Below are 21,626 nucleotides of genomic sequence, written 5' to 3' on the forward strand. Positions count from 1 at the left end.
TATTTTTATCATTCATACACTGTGGCATATAACAGGAGTGTAGTCTATCCTAAAGATTGATCAGTAGGTTTGGAGAATACAGAGGAAACAATTATTTACATAGAAATCTGGGACCCTCTAGATAGATGAAGATCCCTCTGTATGTCAAGGGTGCCGTCAAGGGTGCCGGACCATTTTTTCCTTAGATGGTTCATGCCGCGTTTCTGTGATCTCAGGAGTAATCAAAACGCATACCGTGCAGCGCAGTTCGGATGGTTAGGACGTTTTCCACGCCCGGTGAGGACCATGTCAGGCAAAAGACGTCAGGTTGTTATGATCCGAGGACATCGGTAACAAATGAAGGAACGGTTTCGCGGGTTGTTGAAATTGATTATCGACGAAGGTAATTGAATAAGATGCCACCGTTTGGCTCTTTGATTTCCAGTTTCGTTTGTTCTACTTGACCAATGATCCTCCTGCCTTGGCCTGACTTAGGCTTGCGTCGTCAGTGTGGAGTCAGCACATTTTAAAACTTGGAAAACTTTTCACGAGACCATCTCCCGGCTGTTGTATTCCTGCCAACCCCCATGCGATTTCTTCACAGATGACAAGCGATCAGGTCATACTATTTATCCTGGTTATTCTGATCTTTGCGTTCCTCATGTGGGGGCGTTTTCGTTATGATCTGGTTGCCTTCTCTGCACTTTTGATCGCGCTTGCTGCCGGGGTCGTGCCTAAGGAGGAGGTGTTTTCTGGATTCGGGCATCCCGCTGTTGTTATTGTGGCGTTGGTGTTAATTGTCAGCCGTGGTTTATCACGCTCTGGTGCCATCGAATTACTTGCTCAAAAAGTGATTAAGGGATCGCGCGGTCAACAAGCGCATATCGGAATTATGGCGAGCATCTCTGCTGCGCTTTCGAGTATTATGAATAACGTCGCTGCGTTAGCCCTGCTGATGCCTATCGATATTCAGGCAGCACGCCGAGCAAAGAGGAGTCCGGCGATCACGCTCATGCCACTTTCCTTTGCATCCATTCTCGGTGGCATGGTGACACTCATTGGCACGCCCACTAATATCGTTATTGCTATCTTTCGCGAGGACGCACTCGGCGAGCCATACGGGATGTTTGATTTTGCACCTGTGGGTATCGTTGTCGCGATTGCAGGTATCTTGTTCGTGACTCTTATCGGATGGCGTCTGATTCCGGTTGAACGTGGTAAGCACGATACTGGAAAGGATCTTTTGGATCTGAAGGGGTACTTGGCTGAAGCCAAGGTGCCTGAGACCTCTAAAACAATTGGGAAGTCGCTTAGAGACCTGGACGATTTGGCTGTCGAATACGATGTTAACACCGTCGGACTTGTGCATCGCGGAAAGCGGGTGCCAGGGCTGGCCCGCGACCACGCTATTTGCAAAGGCGACCTGATTGTGATTGAGGGAGGACCTGAAGCGATTGATCAATTTGTTGGTGCGGCAGGTTTGGAATTTGTAAAATCTGAGAAGTTCAATGGCATCACCGCTGAAGCACTAGTCCTCATGGAAGTAGTGGTGCCGGATGGTGCACGTATCGGAGGACGGTCGGCGGTGGATTTGCGACTTCTCCATCGCCAGGGCGTTACTCTATTGGGTATTTCGCGTGGAGGCACCCGCATCCGGGAACGCATTCGCAAAGAGCGCATTCAGGTCGGCGATATCTTGCTACTGCTTGGGCAAGAAGATCAGTTACCCGATGTTGCGGAATGGCTTGGTTGTTTGCCCATCGCGGAACGTGGGCTTGAAGTAAAGCAACGAAGCAAAGCCTGGACGGCAGTGGGTGTTTTCGCCGCCGCTATTATTTCTGCCAGTTTTGGTTGGGTATACTTACCGCTTGCACTTGCTGCCGTGGTCATCGTGTATGTTCTGCTTAAGATTGTTCCTCTCAATCAGGTCTATGGTTCGGTAGAGTGGTCTGTTATTGTGTTGCTTGGCTCAATGATTCCTATCGGTGCGGCTTTGGAGACGAGCGGCGGCACTGCGATTATCGCCGAAGGCTTACTCAATTTGACTTCAGGATTACCGGTCGTAGCCGTACTCACTCTACTGATGATCGTCACGATGACCCTTTCCGACGTTCTCAACAACGTGGCTACTGCATTGATAGCAGCGCCCATCGGCATCGGCATCGCCCAAGGTCTTAACGCCAATCCCGATTCTTTTCTTATGGCGGTCGCCGTGGCAGCGTCTTGTGCGTTTCTTACGCCAATAGGTCACAAGAACAACACCATCATCATGGGACCTGGCGGCTATAAGTTTGGTGATTATTGGCGCATGGGGTTGCCCTTAGAAATATTGGTCATTGCGGTCAGCATACCGGTCATCCTGATTGTCTGGCCACTTTGATTCGGTTGAGGGATCTTCAGATTATTGAACACTTCCACGTAGAATAGATAGAGATCAATCATCGCCCTGCTCAAAATGCGCTGGGGAAAAGTCCGTCGTCTTGATCTTGTTATTGCAAAGCGAAAGTCTGTTCGTGTGATTTTAATTCATGATTCTTTTTCCCGCAAAACCCGATTCGGCTAATCTTTTAAAGAATAAAAATGCATTCTGCTAACACCGTTGTTGTTTTGGATTTTGAAACGACCGGCCTTTCACCGGATTGGGGAGATTGTGCGATCGAAATTGGCGCGGTGCGGATAAAGGAAGGTGTAGTTGTGGAACGCTTTCAGGAGTTAATGAATCCCGGTTTTCGCATTAGTGGATTTATTGAGGGCTTTACGGGAATCACCAACGAGATGCTGAGAGACGCGGCTCCCTGCGGGGAGGTGATGCACAGATTTGCTGACTTTATTGAGGATGATAACTTGGTCGCGCACAACGCTGGGTTTGATAAACGTTTTCTGGATGCTGAGCTGGGTAAAATATCGAGAACCTACTCCGGGGAATTTGCATGCTCGATGCTTCTTTCCCGAAGGATTTTTCAGAATGCGCCGAACCACAAGCTGGGTTCTCTTGTGGAGGCCATGAACATATCCTCCGATGGACAATTTCACCGAGCCCTTTACGATTCTGAAATGACGGCCAAATTATGGCTGGCGATGCTGAATGATATTTGTGAGCGTTATGTTCTGCACGACATTCCGTTTTCACTCATCCAACGCTTAGTGAAGACTTCCAAGAAGTCGGTCGATAAAGTTTTAAAAACCTGGTGAAGCAGATGCGAGTATCGAACCATTCGTGTTGATTTCTCTATCTTAAGATATAGGCACTCATTCTGGAATGTTTAAAAAGGTGAGAGGGTCGCTGATTGGTGGGAGAACGAAGGGAACATGGTAAGGTTTTTTATCACCTTTGTATGTACGCGACCTTTTCTATTGGCAGAAAACTAATTGTTGAGCGGATGCCTCCATTTTAATCCCGGAAATCGTGCGAAATCACTGTCTGTGGTAATCCATTCACAATCGTATTCTATAGCCAGTGCCGCATGCCAGGCGTCAGCCACCAATTTACCTTTTGCCGGAATGTTTCTGCACAGAGAATCGAAAATGGTCCAGTTCCGGTCGCCAGGTCTTAGCAAACATGCTTGGGGCCGTGTTCTGAGATTTTCGCAAAAGTCGAGTGCCAGGTTTATTGGAGTGGGAGCGTTAAATACTCGAGGATTAGTAACGATTCGAATAAATCCACTCAAGACAGCTTCGGAGAGACCGAACGCTTCCTGACCGCGTGCGAGATTTGTTAGCCACTCCGCGTAAGACTCGTGTTCGGGACTGGCATCTTGACGATGGGAATAGATCAGCACGTTCACGTCGCAGAGCTTCATGATCCGTAGCGTTCCTCATCTTCAGCAGCCAGCAACTGACTCGTTTTATCCAGATCAATGCCAGGTTTTGGCCCACCGCCACCAGCTACAATCAACTCGAATGGTTCCTCTTTATTTGAGGTTGAAGCCTTCAGTGCCGCGCGTCCCGCTTCGGCTATGAATGCGCTGAAACTCAAACCGCGAATGCGAGCGGCTTTCCTAAGATTTTCGGCGAGTTCATCATCGAGTAATATTGTAGTTCTCATAAGTATTACAATATTACTATGCGGCATCCCGTCAAGTTGGGATTGTGTGAAGAATTCCCATGGGAATTAGCGTTTAAGTTTCTTTTTCAGAAACGGCCAGGTTGGACTTTTCTTGATTTTGCTTAGTCCTTTGACGGGGCCTTGGTAAAGAATATGTCCGCCTTTCTCTCCGCCTTCAGGGCCAACCTCTATCAGGAAGTCAGCTTCGGCGAGCAGGTCGAGGTTGTGTTCGATGACGATGACCGTGTGGCCTTGGTCGACGAGTTGGTGGAGCAGATGGATCAATTTTTCACAGTCGCTCATATGAAGCCCGATGGTGGGCTCTTCCAGGATGTAGAGATTCTGGAAATTAATGGCGCGGCTTTTATCGCGGAAGCTGGGGAGGCCTTTGGCGAGCTCACTGACGAGTTTGAGACGTTGGGCTTCACCGCCTGACAGGGTGGGACTGCTTTGGCCGAGAGTCAGGTAACCGAGCCCTGTTTGCACCATGAGTTCGAGCATGTCCGCGAGTAACGAGTGCGTTTTAAAAAACGCTGCTGCTTCTTCGAAGGTCATGTTCAGGACGTCGGCAATAGACTTCTCTTTCCAGCGAAGATCATCCAGTTCGGGACCGTAGCGTGTTCCATGACAGTCTTCGCAAGTCATATAGGCATCGGGCAGGAAGTTCATCTCGAGCTTGATCTGTCCTGAGCCTTTACAGGTTTCACACCGTCCTCCGGCTGTATTAAAAGAAAAGGTACTGGCAGTCATCCCGCGCATTTTCGCTTCTGGCAGGTTTGCAAAAAAGCGACGGATAATGTCCATGGCTCCCATGTAGGTTGAGGGAGTGGAGCGTGGCGTTTTTCCAATCGGTTTTTGGTCAACCTCTATGACGGCGCGAAAACGATCGCCATTCAGCAAGCGGGTAAACGGTTTACCAGCGTGGGTGTTGGGAAGAGGCACCGCTTGGGAAAACTCTTTCTCTTCTACTTTGGATTTCTTGTGTATCCGCGCGTACTCAACGATCGGATGCAAGAGGTCGCGAATAAGCGTTGATTTTCCTGCACCAGAAATCCCGCCCACCATGGTGAGTTTGCCCATGGGAATGTGTAAGTCATCACCCTTCAGGTTGCGTAGTCCCGGCCTTCCCAGGACGAGCCAATCCTGAGCTGATTTATTCCGGGCATGGTAGCGCGGTGGAAGTTGACGGTAACTTCCGCGAATCGGGTGGGGGATACCGTGTTTTAGATAGCGGCCAGTTATAGAATTCTCGTTTTTAAGAATCTCTTCCAAAGGTCCATTTGCAATAATCTCTCCGCCGTGGACACCGGCACCGGGACCGATATCAATGATACGGTCGGCGTGCTCCATGGTCTCGTCGTCATGCTCGACTATGAGTAAAGTATTGCCGCGGTCCTTCAGGTCTTTGAGAGACTCGATCAATCGCATGTTGTCCTTGGCGTGTAGACCAATGGACGGTTCGTCCAAAACATACAGTACGCCTGAGAGATTTGACCCTAACTGTGCTGAAAGGCGGATGCGTTGCGCTTCGCCACCAGAGAGCGTCGAAGTGGGTCGATCCATGCCAAGATAGTCGAGACCCACTTGCCCCATGAACTTTAATCGCTCTTCAATTTGCGGCAGAATGTCGGTGACGACGGCCTTACCTTTGCGGTCGAGCTTCAGATTGTGCAAACGATTTAAAAGTCCAGCCGGAGGTAAGTTGAGCAGTCCAGGAAGTGTAAGCTCTGATCCGTCTTTGAAATATAAGTACACACTGCGGGAAAGAAGATTGAGTCGTTCTCCATGGCAGATGCCGCAGGGTTCAAGGAACCACTTACGGTCAACGTCTTCGTCCTCGTTTTCCAGCCAATTGTTACCGTTTCCACGACACTCTGGACACCAGCCTTTGGAGCTGTTCCAGGAAAAGTGCTTGGGATCGAGTTCCGGGTAAGCTCCTCCTGTGCTTGGGTCGACCCGTTCAGTGGAGAGCCAGGAAAAAATGTTGCCTGAGCTGTCCACAAGCATGGCCGCGCCTTTACCGAGGCGAAGGGCGCGTTTGAGGAGTTGGTTTAAATGGGATGTATTCAACGGTTCGCACGGCGATCGAGCCCTACCTAAATCAGCGATCACTACTTCAATATCGTGTTCGTTGTAACGGGATAGTTTTTTGAATTTTGAAACGTCGATGAGAGCACCATCGATGCGCATGAATTCATAACCTTGTTTGGCTACCCAAGTTGCGACAGGTTCGTGGTGCCCTTTGCGTCCTCGAATTAGTGGGGACGCCAGATAAATGTGGTTTTGTTTTTTGAGTTTAGGTAAAGCGAGCTGAGATTGAAGATGCTTTACTAAAGCGGATGGGCTCATGGAAATCACCGGAAGACCTGAGTCCGGTGAATGTTGAATGCCCAGGCGTGCATACAACAAACGTAGGTATTGAGCGACTTCGGTGATGGTTGCCACGGTCGATTTACGACTGCCACGGGTCACGCGTTGTTCGATGGCCACTGTGGGTGCGATTCCTCGCAGGTCATCAATGTCCGGACGGGGCAGTTGTTCGACAAATTGGCGGGCGTATGCGGACATCGATTCAAGAAAACGTCGTTGTCCTTCGGCGAAAACAATATCGAAAGCCAGGCTGGATTTTCCCGATCCAGAAACCCCGGTGACAACGGTTATTTCATTGTGGGGAATATCGACGGAAATGTTTTTTAGATTATGTTGGCGTGCGCCCAGGACTCGAAGAACCTTTGTGGAGGGTTCAGAGACGAGGGTCGAGGAACTGCGGTTGGCTTGGTATTTCCCCGAAGGTTCGGCTGCAAGCAGTTGTGAGCGGGTTTGTTCCGATTTGTTGTTTCCTCGATTTAACTCGGCAATCAGGAATGGCTGGGAAGGGACTTTTTTCTTTGCCAGCTGTTCCGGCGTTCCTGTTGCAATGACCTTGCCTCCAGCTTTGCCTGCTTCGGGTCCCAGTTCGATGATCCAGTCGGCGCATTTGATGAGATCGAGGTTATGTTCAATAACGACCACACTGTGACCTTCGTCGACCAGTTGATGGAGCACCTGTATCAGGCGATTGACGTCGTGTTTGTGTAGACCCGTCGTTGGCTCATCCAGTAGCAGAAGCGAATATTTATCGGTCTCGCCCACCTGGGATAGATACTTGACCAATTTCAATCGTTGAGATTCTCCGCCCGATAAGGTGTTGAGCGGTTGGCCCAGTTTTAGGTAACCAAGTCCAACCGCGTCGAGGGACTTGAGTTTGTGCTTGATCCTGGGTTGATCCTTAAAGAAATCCAAAGCCTCGGTAATCGTCAGGTGGAGGACCTGGGCAATGGATTTACCGCTCCACTGAATCTCCAATATCTCCGGCTTGAAACGTTCGCCTTCGCAAATCGGGCAAGTGACGAAAACGTCTGACAGGAATTGCATCTCCACTTGTTCGTAGCCAAGACCCGTGCAGTTATCACAACGCCCATCGCCAGCGTTGAAGGAAAAGAAAGACGTCGTGAAGCCCTGGGATTGTGCTTCATCCGTTTTGGCGAAAAGTGTTCTTATATCGTCCCAGGCACTTACATACAAAATAGGATTGGAGCGCGGTGTCTTGGTGACAGGCCCCTGGTCGACCAGAACGACGTCGGCAAAAGAAATGGGGCATTCGATCTGAGCTACCTCGGCCGGGTCTTCCACGACCAATCCACGCTCCTGTTTAAAGGCTTGGTGAATGACATTGTCCAGGAGTGTGGATTTCCCTGAGCCACTGACGCCGGTTAAACAGACCAGTCTTTCAAGTGGAATCTTGAAATCTTGTTTTCGGATATTGTGCTTGGATACGTTCTTGAAAGAAAGGAAAGGAGTGGCCGGCGATTTCTTGGTTCCGTTTGTTTTGACGTGTCGGCGTTTGTCAGGAGAGGAGATGGTTTTACGGTTTGAAAGGTATTGGCCCGTGATAGACGCTTCATCGGTTAATAAGTCTTTTAATGACCCTTGGAAAACCAGGTTCCCGCCAAGGTTACCAGGTTGTGGTCCAATTTCCAACACATGATCTGCGGCCCGAATAATCGATTCGTCGTGTTCGACTACCACCACTGTATTTCCCATGTCTGTGAGTCGCCGGAGAATCCGGATAAGCCGATCAATATCGCGCGAATGAAGACCAATGGATGGTTCGTCTAACACAAACAAGGTGTCGACTAAGGAAGTTCCCAGACAGGAGGTGAGGTTTACTCTTTCAACTTCGCCACCCGATAAGGTTTTGGAAGGACGGTTGAGAGTGAGGTAACCCAATCCAACCTGGTCGAGGTACGTGAGACGGGTCAGAATGGATTCGTATGCCAAATCAACACGATGGTCGCCGGTCGGTACAAAATGATCTTTTACGAGACGAAGGAGATCTTGAACCGGCATCTCATAGAGATCCGGCAGCTGCATCCCACGCCATTTCCAGCAAAGTGACTCGGGTTGGAGTCGCGTGCCGTTGCAAGTTGGGCACTCCGTGTAGGTGCGGAAGCGAGAGAGGAACACCCGCACATGCATTTTATAGGTGTTGTTTTCCAGCCAATCGAAAAATCCTTTTAGCCCGTACCATGCTTTGGGCCATTTGTAGCCAGGTTTCCCGAATTTGGGATCTCCCTGAATTACAAATTTCTGATGCTCCTCCGGCATATCCTCGAAAGGAATGTTCGTCGGTATCTTTTTCTTCCGGCAGGATATTTTCAGGTCCTTCAGACTTTCTCCGTAAACAGCCCCTAGCCAGGCTTTGATAGCGCCATCGTCGATACTCAATTTGCGATTTGGGATCGCGAGCCGGTAATCTACCTGCACAATGCGACCAAAGCCTCGGCACTCGGGGCATGCACCAATCGGAGAATTGAAGGAAAACAACGAGGGTGTGGCTGGTTTATACCGCTTGCCGGACTTCGGCGAATGCAGACCGATTGAGTAATGCCCGGACTCTTTGCCTCCTTCGTCAAAAAATACCACTTCGCCCCGGCCGTAGTGCAGGGCAACTTGAACCGATTCCAGGAAACGGTTGTGACTCTTTCCGGAAATTTTCAAGCGATCCTGGATGATGAACAATTCTGCTTTGTTCAGTTGCGAGATCTGCAATTCCTCCAGGCGGACCACTTTGCCTTTCACTAATACACGGGTGTACCCCTGCGATTTCAAAGGTCCCAGAATTTCTTCCCATTGGAGTTGTTTCGGACGGTCAATGCGAAAAGCAAGCAGCAGTGTTTTGTCCCTGGAATTGGCGTGGACCTTTTTCCAAATAGATTCCGGATTGTCATCCTCCACCAGTTCGCCCGTATCTGGATCGTACAATTTGGCTACGTGGCTGAACCAAACTTTGAAGAAATCGGTTAGTTCAGTCATGGTTCCAACGGTAGAGCGGGTCGTTTTAACCGTGTTGCTCTGCTGTATGGCGATTGAAGGTCTTATATTTTCTACTGAATCCAATTTCGGGCGGTCGAGTAGCTCCAGGAATTGGCGGGTATAAGGTGAAAATGTTTCGACGTAGCGCCGTTGACCTTCTGCATGGAGTGTTTCGAAAACGAGCGAGGATTTCCCCGCGCCACTCAGCCCGGTCACAACCACCAACTTCCCCAGAGGAAGATCCAGATCAAATCCTTTTAGATTGTTTTGGCGGATTCCGCGTAGGTGAATGTATTCCTGCTGAGCTGACATATTAAATTGGAAGGGGAAAACTGCAAAGCTCGTTGGTTCGGTGCAACTCCTTCTGGAATTTTTTTGCGACTCTCTGAATGTTTTGGGTGTCCACTTGTTAAGTAGTGCGGCTAAGTCGCGTTATTAAGCTATTATTTTAGTGCTTTGAGAATATTTCCCTTTCCATGAAACTCGGTTGTAAATTGTTGAGTCACCATCTACCTATACCCACTTCCTAACCTCAAAATCATTAATCCTTCTGTGAGTCCTCGAAAAAAATCCAAGAAAAAGCTGATCGTTTTTTCTGTTCTATTCTTAATGGCAATAGCGACCGTAGTGCTTTTAGCCACGCGCAAAAAAGAGGAAGTTATTGAAGTGACGACCGAAAAGGCCGAACGACGTACGATAACCAGCATTGTTTCTGCTACCGGCCGTATTTTCCCTGAAGTTGAGATAAAAATTTCCTCAGAAGTCCCAGGAGAAATAATCGACCTTCCGGTAGTTGAAGGGCAACTCGTGAAGAAGGGAGACCTGCTGGTACGGGTGGATCCAGACCGTGCTGAGACTCAAGTGCGTCAGCGAAAAGTAACCATCAACACAGCCAAGGCCCGTTCTTTGGAAGCCAAAGCCCAGCGATTGCAGGCAGAACAGGATTTGGGCCGCGTGGAGGAATTGTTTGCCAAAGGCTTTATCAGTGAAAAGGAATTGGAAGACGGGAAAACCTTAGTGGAGATTCGCAAAATGCAGGAGCAGTCCTCGTTGTTGGAGATCGAGCGAGCCATGTCTGTTTTGGAAGAAGCGGAAGAAGAATTGTCCAAAACAGTTACCTTTGCGCCTATGGATGGAACGATAAGCAAACTGGATTCGGAGCTAGGAGAACGGGTTGTTGGGACCGGTTCTTTTGCTGGAACAGAAATTATGCGGGTGGCTGACCTGACGAATATGGAAGTACGGATTGAGGTGAGCGAGACAGACATCATTCATGTGAAGGTGAATGACAAAGCCACTGTTGAGGTGGATGCTATGTCCGATGTTAAATTCGATGGCTATGTTACCGAAATATCAAGCTCAGCCGCCAATGTTCGTCAGAATAATGATCAGCTAACCACCTTTGAGGTAAGGATTAAACTGACAGCCCCAAGTCCAAAGTTACGACCCGGGATGACAGCTACGGCAGACATTGAAACAGAAACGGTTGAAGATGCCGTTTCGGTACCCATGCAATCGGTTACCGTTCGAAAGAAAGACGAAGTTAGAAAAGCACTCAATCCGGATGCCGAAGAAGTGGACGATAAGAAGTCAGATGGGAAAGAGGTTGATGACGTCGACAAATATTTGATCGCGAACGAGGATAAAAAGGGAAAGGATTCCAAAGAAGATTTACAGCGCATAGTCTTTGTAGTGAAGGACGCTAAAGTTGTTATGCGCGAGGTGAAAACGGGTATAGCAGACAATGCTTATATTGTGATCGAGGAAGGAATCGAACCTGGTGAACAGGTTGTGTCCGGCAGTTATAGAGCCATCACCCGGCAGTTGAAGCACGAGATTGCCATTTCTGAGAAGAAAGCGGAAAATAAGAAAAAACCTGAAGCTGAAAAGGGCTGAACCTCATTGAGCGTTTCGTAATGGAAATCGAAAGCATGAATCAGCCTTATATAGGAATCGGCGACCCCATCATCGACATTGGTCGGGTTGAGAAGTTTTACGATTTGGGAAAGGCAAACATCGTGAAGGCTCTTGATGGCGTAAATCTCAAAATCTACCGGAACGATTATGTTGCGATCATGGGTCCATCGGGCAGCGGTAAATCCACTTTAATGAATATGCTGGGGTGTCTGGATACGCCTACTTCAGGTCAATACTTCTTTGAAGGAGAGGATGTCGCCGAAATGGATGACAACGAGTTGGCTTTCATCCGGAATCAGAAGATCGGATTTGTTTTCCAGAGTTTCAACCTATTGGCACGCGCGACAACCTTACGTAATGTGGAGCTACCGCTCATCTATGCAGGTATACCCAAATGGGAACGCGAAGAAATGGCGCTCGACGCCTGTAGAAAAGTGGGGCTGGCCGATCGTGTGACCCATAAACCGAATGAGCTTTCCGGAGGTCAGCGCCAGCGTGTGGCAATAGCTCGGGCTCTGGTGAATGGCCCTTCAATTATTTTGGCTGATGAGCCAACTGGTAATCTCGATTCAAAAACGGGTGCTGAAATAATGGAGTTGCTCGATGAGCTTCATCGGCAGGGAAACACTATTATTTTGGTAACGCATGAGGAGAATATTGCTAGTCATGCGCATCGTTTTATTCGGCTAATGGATGGGAAAATAGAAACAGATGAGGTGAATCCTCTCAAAGGATGAGACGATTTATCAGCGAGTCCGTGGAAAGCGTTCGAATTGCGGGCGAGCAGTTGAATGCTCACCGGACGCGAGCTTTTTTGACCATGCTTGGGGTCATCATTGGGGTTCTTGCCGTTACGTTGATGGGAACTGCCATGAATGGCATCGATAAAGGAGTGAACGACAGTCTGGAAATTATTGGTTCGGACGTTCTTTTTGTGGGAAGGCATAAATGGGATGAGTCGGGAGATGCCTGGATGTATTTAAAAAATCGTCCCTATATTCGCGATAACGAATCCGATAAATTGAATGAAATTATTGCCGAAACGGAAGATTCCCTGCTTTTCCGTGCTGCTCCTGATGTATACTGGTGGCCGCAAGGAGATTTAAAAACAAAGAACAGATCGATTTCTAATGTTGAAACGCGAGGGACCGATGAAAATTTTGAATTCATCAACAAAGCTCCGATTGAGGAAGGTCGATTTTTCAGCCAAGTTGAATCTACGTCAGGACGAGGAGTTGTGATATTGGGTTATGACGTTGCGAATGCTTTGTTCCCGGATCAATCGGCCGTAGGCCAGACTGTCCGCTTGAAGGGTAGAGAAGTGGAAGTGGTCGGAGTGTTCGGTCGAATGGGATCTTTTTTTGGCCTCGGGAGTTTTGATAATTATGCCCTGGTACCATTGAAATGGCTGCGGAAGCATTACAACTGGTACATGCACACAATTATTCGGGTTAAAATTGCTCCAGGTGCTGATAAGGAAGAGGCTCGCTTTGAATTGATGGGGGCCATGCGGCGAATTCACGGACAGGTTGCTGAGGAAGAGGATAACTTTGCAATCAACAGTACCGATTCGGTTGAGGATGCGTTTGATTCTGTAAAGGCTACTTTGGCCATTGCCGGATTTGGAATTACCGGCCTCTCTCTTTTCGTGGGTGCCATCGGGATAATGAATATCACTTTTGTTAGCGTGAAAGAACGTACCCGGGAAATAGGTACCCGCCGGGCATTGGGAGCAAGGCGCTCTTCCATCTTGATTCAGTTTTTGACTGAGGCGATTTCGGTCTGTCTGGTGGGAGGTGGCATTGGTCTCCTTGTAGCTTATGGCCTGAAATCTGTAGTCGACAAAATATTTCCAAATTTCCCTTTTGTGTTTTCGATCGAGTTAGTAATCGCCGGGATGATTGCTTCCACCTTGGTCGGTGTTCTTTCAGGAATCATTCCGGCATTTTCAGCTTCTCGCCTCGATCCTGCAACCGCCTTGCGCCATGAGTGATCGTCTCCGTTTCGACCGAAGTAGGCGAATACGCCCCATGGAGATCGTGAGCATGGGGCTTGCATCGCTGAAATCAAACAAGCTGCGTTCCTCGCTTACTATACTGGGAATTGCAATTGGTGTCTTTTCTGTAGTGGGGGTTATGACCGCTCTTTCTGCGATGCGTTCATCTATCGATAAGAATTTGGAAGTGTTTGCCGGGGGCGTTTTTCAGATTAGCAAATACCCTGCGGTTAAAATAAATGATGGATGGTGGAACTACCGAGATCGTCCCAGAATTGATTATCGGCAGGCCCGGCGATTCAAAATACTATTAGAATCTGAGTCTGATTCTATTGTGTGCATTTATTTGGGAGGTGGAGGCGAATTAGCTCGATACAAAGATCGGAAAACAGCCCGAAACTTGCGTGTCATCGGTACCAATGAGAATTACCTGGAATGTTTTCCCATGGATGTTGAGTTTGGGCGAAACCTGACGTCCGAAGATGTAGAGTTTAGTCGTACTGTGACCCTTATCGGGTCTGCAGTGGCTGGAGCGCTTTTCCCGGATGAAAATCCCTTAGGTAAATTAATTGTGCAACGGGGAACGAAATACACGGTAGTAGGTGTTTTAAAAGAAAAGGGTCAGAGTTTTGGAAGCAATCCCGATCAAATGGTAATGATTCCCATCACACGCTTTCTTTCAATTCGGGCCCACGATAACACCACAATGAACCTCGCGGTAAAAGCTCCTAGCATCGAACTTATGGGTGAAGCCCAAGATCAAGCGATTGGTCAGTTACGGGTAGTTCGCGGTCTGGAGCCCGAGGATCCCAATAATTTTGATGTTACCTCGAATGATGCCATCAAGGAGATGTTTGATAAAATCGCCTCAATGATCGGTAAAGGGGGACTTATAATAAGCGCGGTGGCCTTGGCAGTAGCCGGCGTTGGAGTGATGAATATTATGCTTGTCAGTGTTACCGAACGAACGAGGGAAATTGGTGTCCGAAAATCGATTGGCGCTCGTAAAAAGGATATACTTAAACAGTTTCTTTTGGAGGCCATCTTCCTCTGCGAAGTTGGAGGCGTTGTGGGTATTGTCTTGGGTGTGATTGGCGGCAACATAATAGCCAAGCTTTCGAATTCCGCGGTGATTTTCCCCTGGTTCTGGACTGGGGTTGCCATTGCCACCTGTTCTGTAATCGGAATAGTGTTTGGCATGTACCCCGCTTACAAGGCCGCGAAATTGCATCCCATCGATGCATTGCGGTTTGAGTAACTGATATAGATGAACCGCTTTTTAGGTGGACCTTTTGTTTTGGGCCACTAACGATTTGAACCTTATGGCAAAGGAAGAAAAACTTCGAAGGTCACTTCGGATTTTTGATATATTTTTTCTTTTATTGGCGTTAAGTCCATTGATACTGCCCTTTGTTATGATAGATCAACCGCTGTTGCCAGATGGTGCTCATTGCGAAAGCGAATGGATGTCTGTTTTGGATTCCGATGTGGAATTGTTGATCGACTCGACTGCCTGGGATTCGGCGCGAAAGCAACGAGTGATCAAACAAGAAATTTTTGATGAGCTACTCGATATGATAGCCCGGGCCGATCAATTTATTGTGTTAGATTTTTTCCTATGGAATCATTTTCAGGGGACGATCATTGAAGATCATCGGAAACTTTCAACCGAGCTTGCTTCGACTTTGATAAAAAAGAAACGGGCGCATCCTGATCTTCCCATCCTTCTACTGACCGATCCAATCAATCGTATCTATGGCAACATGGCTCCAGCGTTTTTTAAAGAACTGGAAGATGCAGGTGTAAGGGTTGTTTTCACGCATTTGTGGGATCTGCCAGACTCCAATTGGATTTATGGGACGAACGCCCGCTTTTATTCGCGCTTTACTCCTAATCCGAATAAAGAAACTTCCCTGGTAAATAAACCATGGGTGACGAATCCGCTTATAGTTGATGGCCCCAAGATCTCCCTGAAGCAACTCGGGCACCTTTTGTTTTTCAAAGCAAATCATCGTAAGGTTGCTATCACCGCGTCTCAAAAAGATGGAGTCGATTTATTGGTGAGTAGTCTTAATCCTGCTGATGGCAGTTCGGCTCATTCAAATATGGGTATCCGTGTCCGTGGTTCTCCCGGCTTGGAGGCCCTTGACTCCGAATTGAAGCTCATCACCTGGTCTCACGAAGCGGCATTTCCTGAAAAGTTGCTGCCCGAAGAGATCGATCACATCAAGGTACTGGCAAGTGAACTACCTGCTTCAGCGCCCGGAGGCGGAGGTGCAGTCCGTGTAAAGTGGATAACCGAGGGCGCTATTCGTGATAGTTTAATTGAGCTCTTTCATGGAGCTTCAAACGGGGATGAAATCATGATTACCTTATTCTATTTATCAGATAGGGAGGTGATTGCGGCGATCAAACAAGCTGCAAAAAATGGTGCTAAGATTCGCATGGTCCTTGATGCTAATAGGGATGCCTTTGGTCGTGAAAAAAATGGTATCCCCAATCGGATTGTTGCCGGGGAGTTTCGAGAATTAGCTGTAGAGCACAATATAAGCATTGTCTGGGCAGATACGCATGGAGAGCAGTTTCATAATAAAGCTGTGGCCATATCCAATCCACGCACGGGAAAGAATCAGCTATGCTTGGGTTCAGCGAATTGGACTCGTCGAAATATCGGCGATTTAAACCTCGAGGCCAATGTGTGGGTGGAGGGTTCCCTGGTTTCTATGGATCGTTTCAGAACTTACTTTGAAACTTTATGGAAGAACCCTCCAGGCTTGTCCTACACGCTTGATTTAGCTGCTTGGGAAGAAACTGGGTGGAGCGCTAAATTTAAGAGCCTCCTCTACCGCGTCCAAGAGTGGACTGGATTGTGTACCTTCTAATTAAAGTGTCGCGGGTGCTGCCTACGAATTTCTCGTCCTCGGGATATCGCAAGGAAAACGGCCAAAGCTAAAACCAATCCCAAAAGGTAAGTTCCATATGAACGGAAGGCCTCAGGATTGTAGCCAATGGCCAGGCCTAAACCTGCTGCCACAGTTGTAAACGCAGCTAATCCGAGGGCAGTTTTCCGTTTCATGAGATAGGATGATATGGGTATTAGGTGATGAGATTTAGCAAATCTACTTCGACCTGTGCAGAGTGCAAAAATAATCCACCTAAGTTTACCTTAAATCGTGGGTAGTGTTTGGGATCATCAAGCCCTAAGTCTTTCTCTCAAGGCTTTGGGTAAAACTCTTGTTTTTGTTGCGGAATCTTTGAGGTCAACTCTACCAGTACCGCTCTATGGTCCGAAACATTTCTTCGAACAACCTCGCTGTGATGTACATGAAACGCTTCGGGTACGAAAATATAATCAATTGCCTTTCTAGGTAAGTAAGAGGGGAAAGTATTGGCTTTTACAGGATAGGATCTGTAGCTCGTGTGAGCAGATATTTCTTCGAGTAAAAACTTCGCCGCATCTTGTTGATTGGAGATTTTTGCGTTAAAGTCTCCCATGACAAATGGTTCAAGAGGATTCTCAACACCATATTCCAATTCTTTATTCAGGACAAATTTCTTAATCTCATGGCATTGAACAAGACGCGATTTTTTGGATTTGAAGTCCAAGTGTAGGTTTATGAAATCCAATGATCCAAACGGAGTCTCACACCGGCAGTAAAGGAATCCTTTTGAGCCAATTTTCTTTTGGTCGAATACGACTAATTCCTCAGCTATAATTGGATATTTTGAGAGGAAGGCGTTGCCGTAATTGAGTCTGTACTTCCCGTCGTGGCGATTGTGCATTCCGTAGGCTGCATTTTCATACCCGCCCTCACGTCGGAGAAACTCAAGAAGGTCCAATTTCCATTCCATTGTGAGTCTTCGTCAATCTCCTGAAGAGCGACAATGTCGGGTTGCTGATCAATTAGGAGATCCGCAATTTTCCCCATCCATTTGAGGATGGTTTTCTGCTTCACCAGACCTTGGTGAAGAATCGGACCTCTTCCATGCGCAATGTTGAGGGTAAGTAATTTCAGTTCGGATGACGGCATTGGCCAAATTCAACCGTATGGATAAACTTACCTTTTTAAAATCCAAATATTAAAAACTTTGCTGTTATTTACCGCCTCTGGCTAGGGTCTGGGAGCCTTTGGTGCAAGGAGGGCTTGTTTGGTTGCTTCGGGTAATGTCGATGATTGGATCCAATTGGTGGCTTCCTCCGGATTTCTTTTCATCCAACCATCGGTAATAGGAGCCAAGGTTCGTGTCTGTAATTCCGGGTCGGTAATAGACTCTGCCCATAATAGGGCCATTTCCGGATCCTGCCTTACCAGGTTTTGGGTCAAAGTTGCTGCAGCTGAATCTTTTGTCGCACCAGGATCCATATTATACACGTAGTCACCTGCACTGACAGGATCCTCCCGGGCCCAGGTACTGAGAGCCGATCTGGTTGCCTGACTTGATACGCTCGAATCCTCTATGTTTAGTGCCCAATTCAATGCAGCGGCAGGATCTTCTCTCGCCCAGCCGGAAGCTGTCCCTCTGAGTGCCTCGGCTTGTGCCTCCGGATCAGAAATAGCCTGCGCCCATAAAGCAGCTGCTTCCGGACTGTCTGCCGCCATGGATCTTGCTATGGTGCCAATTGCATCTTTGCGAACTTCCGGGTCCGTTTGAGAAAGCGCCCATTGTGAAGCCGCTTGTGGATCCTCGTTGACATACCGGTTAATTAGAAAGTTTTCCATACCTCCTCCACCGCCACCGCCTTGGCCGCCGCGTCCTCCACGATCTTGATCCGCGGTTTGCGGAACTTCATTTATCGCATAATTGATGGCACCTTCAATATCGTTGTTAGCCCAACCCTGCATCGCAGAGAGCATGAGCGTATTCCGACCGCCTTCAGTGCTTCCATTTTCGGCAGCGTAGGCGACCGCATTTTTTGGGTCGACTTCTGCCCATCCTGACATGACTGCAGCAGAATTTCGAAATGAACTGATTCCTCCTCTATCCCCGCCAAATTCTCTATCCCCGCCAAATCCTCCAGGTCCTCCTGGTCCGCCTCGGCTTACGGGGCCTCCGCGTCCGCGTCCTCCTCCCGTGTCTTCTTCGGCCTGACTCAGGACGTATTCCATCGCTGCAGGTCCATCCAATTTTCCCCAAGTGCTGTAGAGCAAGGTTTCCATTTGTTGTTTGAATCGCCCATCAGGTAACGAGTCCAGCAGAGCTATTCCCTCCTGTATATTGTCCTTGGTCAGTTTTGAAAAAGCTTCTGTCAACAAAGCCATTTGTTTTAAGGGGTCGTTTTGCGTTAATGCGTTACGAATTTGGAGGATAGGATCTATTACGCCTTCCCTTATCATTTCCACCTCGTCGAGCGACTTGGTGTCTATCTTACCGACGGGTTGGGATTTGGCATTGCTCTTTTCCTTTTGAATTTCCAATGCAGCTTGATAGCTGGCTGCTGGATCATTCGAAAGAGTTAGTCTGCCAAAGAAAAATGCCAGAACCAACGTTCCTGGCCAGATAAAGAGCAGTAAGGATAGATTACGTTTTTGGGCGGCCATAAAAATACTTGTTAGTTGATTGAAACCTCGTGAACTGTGTGTCCGTTTGCAATAACGTGCGTGGATATTCACTAGTTACACATTTATGATTGGAATGATGTTAATCAAGCTTGCATAGTTCTTATATGGATGACTCCCCGCTGAACGGTATTACTATTCTTGTCCTGGACGATGACAAGCTGCTTTGTCGGCGGATAGGTGCTTATCTCGAGTCACGTGGTGCTGAAGTGACCCAGGTTTTTACTATCAATGAAGCGAGGAACCAGGTGAGTGATTTTTCATTTGATATTGTTTTGTCGGATATTCACTTGCCCGATGGAAACGGACTGGAGCTACTTCGTGAAGGTGTTTATGCCAGTACCACCCGCGTATTGGTCATGACGGCTGAAGGCGGTATCGAAACTGCGGTCGAAGCCATGCGTTTGGGAGCAGTAGACTTTTTGACCAAGCCCTTTGAGCTTGATGAGTTACCTCTGGTGATGTTGCGCAGTCGCAAGCAGCAAAAACAAGATCGCATCGAAATATTTCGGAAAGAAAAGGAGTCGCAAGACTCAGGTTTATTCTTTGGCGAATCGTTGGCGGGTATCAGACAATCTCTTGATAAGATCATTGAAACTGACCGGCGACTCGGCAATGCGCTACCCCCTGTATTATTGATAGGTCAAACGGGGACAGGTAAAACTTCCTTGGCTAGATGGCTTCACTCGAATGGACCTAGATCTAAAAATGAGCTGGTCGATGTTAATTGCTCCGCCTTGCCCGAGTCTCTTGCTGAGTCTGAACTTTTTGGGCATGAGCGTGGCGCTTTTACCGATGCGAAAACGGCGCGAATTGGGCTTTTTGAGGCAGCGGATGGTGGAACTTTGTTTCTTGATGAACTCCCCAGTCTTTCTTTGCCGTTGCAGGCAAAAGTACTCAAGGCGATTGAAGATCAGGAGATTCGACGAGTTGGTGGCAATAAGACTATTAAAATAAATATCCGACTTATTGCTGCTGCTGGTGATAATCTTAAGGAGCTGGTTGCTGAGAAACAATTTCGTGAAGACTTATATCATCGCCTGGATTTATTAAGAATTCAGCTTCCCCCGCTAAAACAACGGAAAAAGGATCTACCTCAAATTGCAGCACATCTGATTGAGCGCTTGTCGGCTCGGTACAAAGTGAAGGGCAAACACCTTTCACCCGTTGGAATTCAACGCTTATTAGCTCATGAGTGGCCTGGTAATGTTAGGGAACTTTCACACGAACTGGAACGGTCTCTGATTTTTGAGGAAAGCGATTCTCTCGATCTGGTGATGCTGGCAGGTAACCCGGATTCAGTGGTTATAACTGGTATGGATTCTGATCAGTGGTTCAACGTAGCCTTTCAGTTTCCGGAGAATGGTTTTAACATAGAGGAGGCGGTGATTGAAATTATCGAACATGCGCTTAGGCAGACCCATCGGAATGTTTCCGCGGCGGCTCGTTTGTTGGGTGTGAACCGGGATTATATTCGTTACCGACTGTCAGGAAAAAAATCTCAGGAATAGCCCTGTTTCTGGTGACTTGACTAGGATTGTTGCATGGAATAGGTTGCCAGCTCAATTGTCCCTTATTCTCGTGGATCCGTTTAAATCCCCTAAATTAATGAAGATGAACAAACTCCTTTTAAAAATTGTTTTAGGACTCGGGATCATTTCGGGCTCTGCGTTTGCCCAGACCTCTCCCGAAGGAGGTATCCGAAATCCGATTGGAGTTCCTGGTGATCGCCCAACTAGACCGAGTGGTCCGTCTGTCCCTTCGCTCGTAAGGGACAACGATCAGGTCAAAGTGTTTGCCGCTGAGTTCAATGCATCCCGAGAAACGTTTCGAAGCAGACTTGATGCGATGAAAAGGGCTCTTCAAGAAGCTCCTGAAAGTCAAAAAATGCTGAAACGTGAACAAATACGCCAACTACTGATTGATCATCGGGCTACTCAAATTGAGTTTCGTAAAAACTTAAGACAGGTTAGCAAAGACTTCAGGGACGAAAAGCTGGTGAAAGATACCGGACCGTGAGAATAGTTCTCTAAGGCACTCAAGTTTTTTTCCGTAGATTAATGCTGGGAATTATTCCCCAAATCGAAGATTTTGAGTTTAAGAATGTATGGGAAATTTTCCCCATAATGAAGGCCTTCGAGTATTCTCTAAAATTCAGATAGTCCCTAATCTGTTGTTATATAATGAATTAACAATTTATGGGGCAATTGGCATTCAACATGCACTAGACCAACAAATCCCTAATTAAATCTTAAACTTAATATCTAATGAAAAAACTAATTATTATCACCAGCATGGGTCTTATGCTTCTCTCTGGAACAGCTTTTGCCCAAGGCACCGCACCTGTTCGTGACAAGCCAACTGATAGAGTCAGTGACTTTCGCGTTCCACGGATACTTCACGACAATCCTGAAATTCAAGAATGTATTGCGGCCTTTAGAGCTGCCACTTCAGCATTCAAAACAGCACTTTCGGGTATGAGAGCCGAGTTGGAGGGTGCTACGGAGGAACAAGCTGCGGCCATCAAACTCCGCGTCCGTACACTTCACCAGACACAAAGGGATGCACAAATTGCTTTGAGGAAAAAGGTCAAACAGGCTGCGCGTGATTTTCGTTTAAATCATGCAACGACCGATTCTGCAGGTTGAAGTTAAGGTTAGGGTACTGATACCCGCGAATTGACCGAAATCTAATAAACTCAGGCGGCCCGGAAATGGGCCGCCTGATTTTTACTCAAATTAGGATGGGAATCGGGGGAGATTTCGTTAAGGAAGTT

The 21,626-nt window shown here is 47.7% G+C and carries 17 protein-coding genes; 10 read left to right on the forward strand and 7 right to left on the reverse strand.

Annotated elements, in window-relative coordinates; all coding sequences use genetic code 11:
- The first annotated feature begins 583 nt into the window (after positions 1–583).
- Together O3C43_17550 and O3C43_17555 are read left to right on the forward strand one after the other, a co-directional pair.
- Positions 584–2,359: an SLC13 family permease gene (locus O3C43_17550; protein ID MDA1068297.1), complete on the forward strand. Its 1,776-nt coding sequence runs from the start codon at positions 584–586 to the stop codon at positions 2,357–2,359.
- A 200-nt stretch (positions 2,360–2,559) separates the two neighbouring features.
- The gene (locus tag O3C43_17555; GenBank protein MDA1068298.1) at positions 2,560–3,171 is read left to right on the forward strand and encodes a 3'-5' exonuclease; all 612 of its coding nucleotides are present in this window, start codon (positions 2,560–2,562) and stop codon (positions 3,169–3,171) included.
- A 173-nt stretch (positions 3,172–3,344) separates the two neighbouring features.
- On the opposite strand, the gene O3C43_17560 is transcribed toward O3C43_17555, so the two are convergent.
- The 3 genes from O3C43_17560 to uvrA form a co-directional block, all read right to left on the reverse strand.
- On the reverse strand, positions 3,345–3,779 hold the full coding sequence (locus O3C43_17560; GenBank protein MDA1068299.1) for a type II toxin-antitoxin system VapC family toxin: 435 nt from the start codon (positions 3,777–3,779) through the stop codon (positions 3,345–3,347).
- Positions 3,776–4,024: a ribbon-helix-helix domain-containing protein gene (locus O3C43_17565; protein ID MDA1068300.1), complete on the reverse strand. Its 249-nt coding sequence runs from the start codon at positions 4,022–4,024 to the stop codon at positions 3,776–3,778. The genes O3C43_17560 and O3C43_17565 overlap by 4 nt, the downstream gene beginning before the upstream one ends.
- Before the next feature lie 66 nt (positions 4,025–4,090).
- A complete protein-coding gene (gene uvrA, locus O3C43_17570) occupies positions 4,091–9,691 on the reverse strand; it encodes an excinuclease ABC subunit UvrA (protein ID MDA1068301.1) in 5,601 nt (1,866 codons plus the stop codon).
- A gap of 240 nt (positions 9,692–9,931) precedes the next feature.
- Here uvrA and O3C43_17575 point away from each other — a divergent pair, with 240 nt between their 5' ends.
- From O3C43_17575 to O3C43_17595, 5 genes are all read left to right on the forward strand, one after another.
- Positions 9,932–11,275: an efflux RND transporter periplasmic adaptor subunit gene (locus O3C43_17575; protein MDA1068302.1), complete on the forward strand. Its 1,344-nt coding sequence runs from the start codon at positions 9,932–9,934 to the stop codon at positions 11,273–11,275.
- A gap of 20 nt (positions 11,276–11,295) precedes the next feature.
- A complete protein-coding gene (locus O3C43_17580) occupies positions 11,296–12,033 on the forward strand; it encodes an ABC transporter ATP-binding protein (protein MDA1068303.1) in 738 nt (245 codons plus the stop codon).
- Positions 12,030–13,289, forward strand: coding sequence for an ABC transporter permease (locus O3C43_17585; GenBank protein ID MDA1068304.1), 1,260 nt, complete (start codon positions 12,030–12,032; stop codon positions 13,287–13,289). Before O3C43_17580 ends, O3C43_17585 begins: the two co-directional genes overlap by 4 nt.
- Complete coding sequence (locus O3C43_17590) at positions 13,282–14,550, forward strand: ABC transporter permease (protein MDA1068305.1); 1,269 nt, start codon at positions 13,282–13,284, stop codon at positions 14,548–14,550. The genes O3C43_17585 and O3C43_17590 overlap by 8 nt, the downstream gene beginning before the upstream one ends.
- A 64-nt stretch (positions 14,551–14,614) precedes the next feature.
- The gene (locus O3C43_17595; GenBank protein MDA1068306.1) at positions 14,615–16,174 is read left to right on the forward strand and encodes a phospholipase D-like domain-containing protein; all 1,560 of its coding nucleotides are present in this window, start codon (positions 14,615–14,617) and stop codon (positions 16,172–16,174) included.
- Here O3C43_17595 and O3C43_17600 read toward each other — a convergent pair.
- The 4 genes from O3C43_17600 to O3C43_17615 all read right to left on the reverse strand — a co-directional run bounded on the left by O3C43_17600 (position 16,171) and on the right by O3C43_17615 (position 18,832).
- Positions 16,171–16,368, reverse strand: a complete 198-nt coding sequence (locus O3C43_17600; protein MDA1068307.1) for a hypothetical protein — start codon at positions 16,366–16,368, stop codon at positions 16,171–16,173. The two genes, O3C43_17595 and O3C43_17600, sit on opposite strands and share 4 nt — an antisense overlap.
- 137 nt (positions 16,369–16,505) lie before the next feature.
- Positions 16,506–17,075 carry an endonuclease/exonuclease/phosphatase family protein gene (locus tag O3C43_17605; GenBank protein MDA1068308.1) on the reverse strand — a complete coding sequence of 190 codons (570 nt, stop codon included), beginning with the start codon at positions 17,073–17,075 and terminating at the stop codon, positions 16,506–16,508.
- Entirely contained in the window at positions 17,003–17,323 is a 321-nt protein-coding gene (locus tag O3C43_17610) for an endonuclease/exonuclease/phosphatase family protein (GenBank protein MDA1068309.1), read from the reverse strand. The genes O3C43_17605 and O3C43_17610 overlap by 73 nt, the downstream gene beginning before the upstream one ends.
- A gap of 81 nt (positions 17,324–17,404) precedes the next feature.
- Positions 17,405–18,832, reverse strand: a complete 1,428-nt coding sequence (locus O3C43_17615) for a hypothetical protein (protein MDA1068310.1) — start codon at positions 18,830–18,832, stop codon at positions 17,405–17,407.
- A 125-nt stretch (positions 18,833–18,957) separates the two neighbouring features.
- Here O3C43_17615 and O3C43_17620 point away from each other — a divergent pair, with 125 nt between their 5' ends.
- The 3 genes from O3C43_17620 (at position 18,958) to O3C43_17630 (ending at position 21,498) form a co-directional block, all read left to right on the forward strand.
- The gene (locus O3C43_17620; protein ID MDA1068311.1) at positions 18,958–20,361 is read left to right on the forward strand and encodes a sigma-54 dependent transcriptional regulator; all 1,404 of its coding nucleotides are present in this window, start codon (positions 18,958–18,960) and stop codon (positions 20,359–20,361) included.
- Positions 20,362–20,464: 103 nt separating this feature from the next.
- A complete protein-coding gene (locus tag O3C43_17625) occupies positions 20,465–20,869 on the forward strand; it encodes a hypothetical protein (GenBank protein ID MDA1068312.1) in 405 nt (134 codons plus the stop codon).
- 248 nt (positions 20,870–21,117) lie between these two features.
- The gene (locus O3C43_17630; GenBank protein MDA1068313.1) at positions 21,118–21,498 is read left to right on the forward strand and encodes a hypothetical protein; all 381 of its coding nucleotides are present in this window, start codon (positions 21,118–21,120) and stop codon (positions 21,496–21,498) included.
- Positions 21,499–21,626 lie beyond the last annotated feature (128 nt).

It is taken from the genome of Verrucomicrobiota bacterium (assembly GCA_027622555.1).
Lineage (GTDB): Bacteria > Verrucomicrobiota > Verrucomicrobiia > Opitutales > UBA2995 > UBA2995.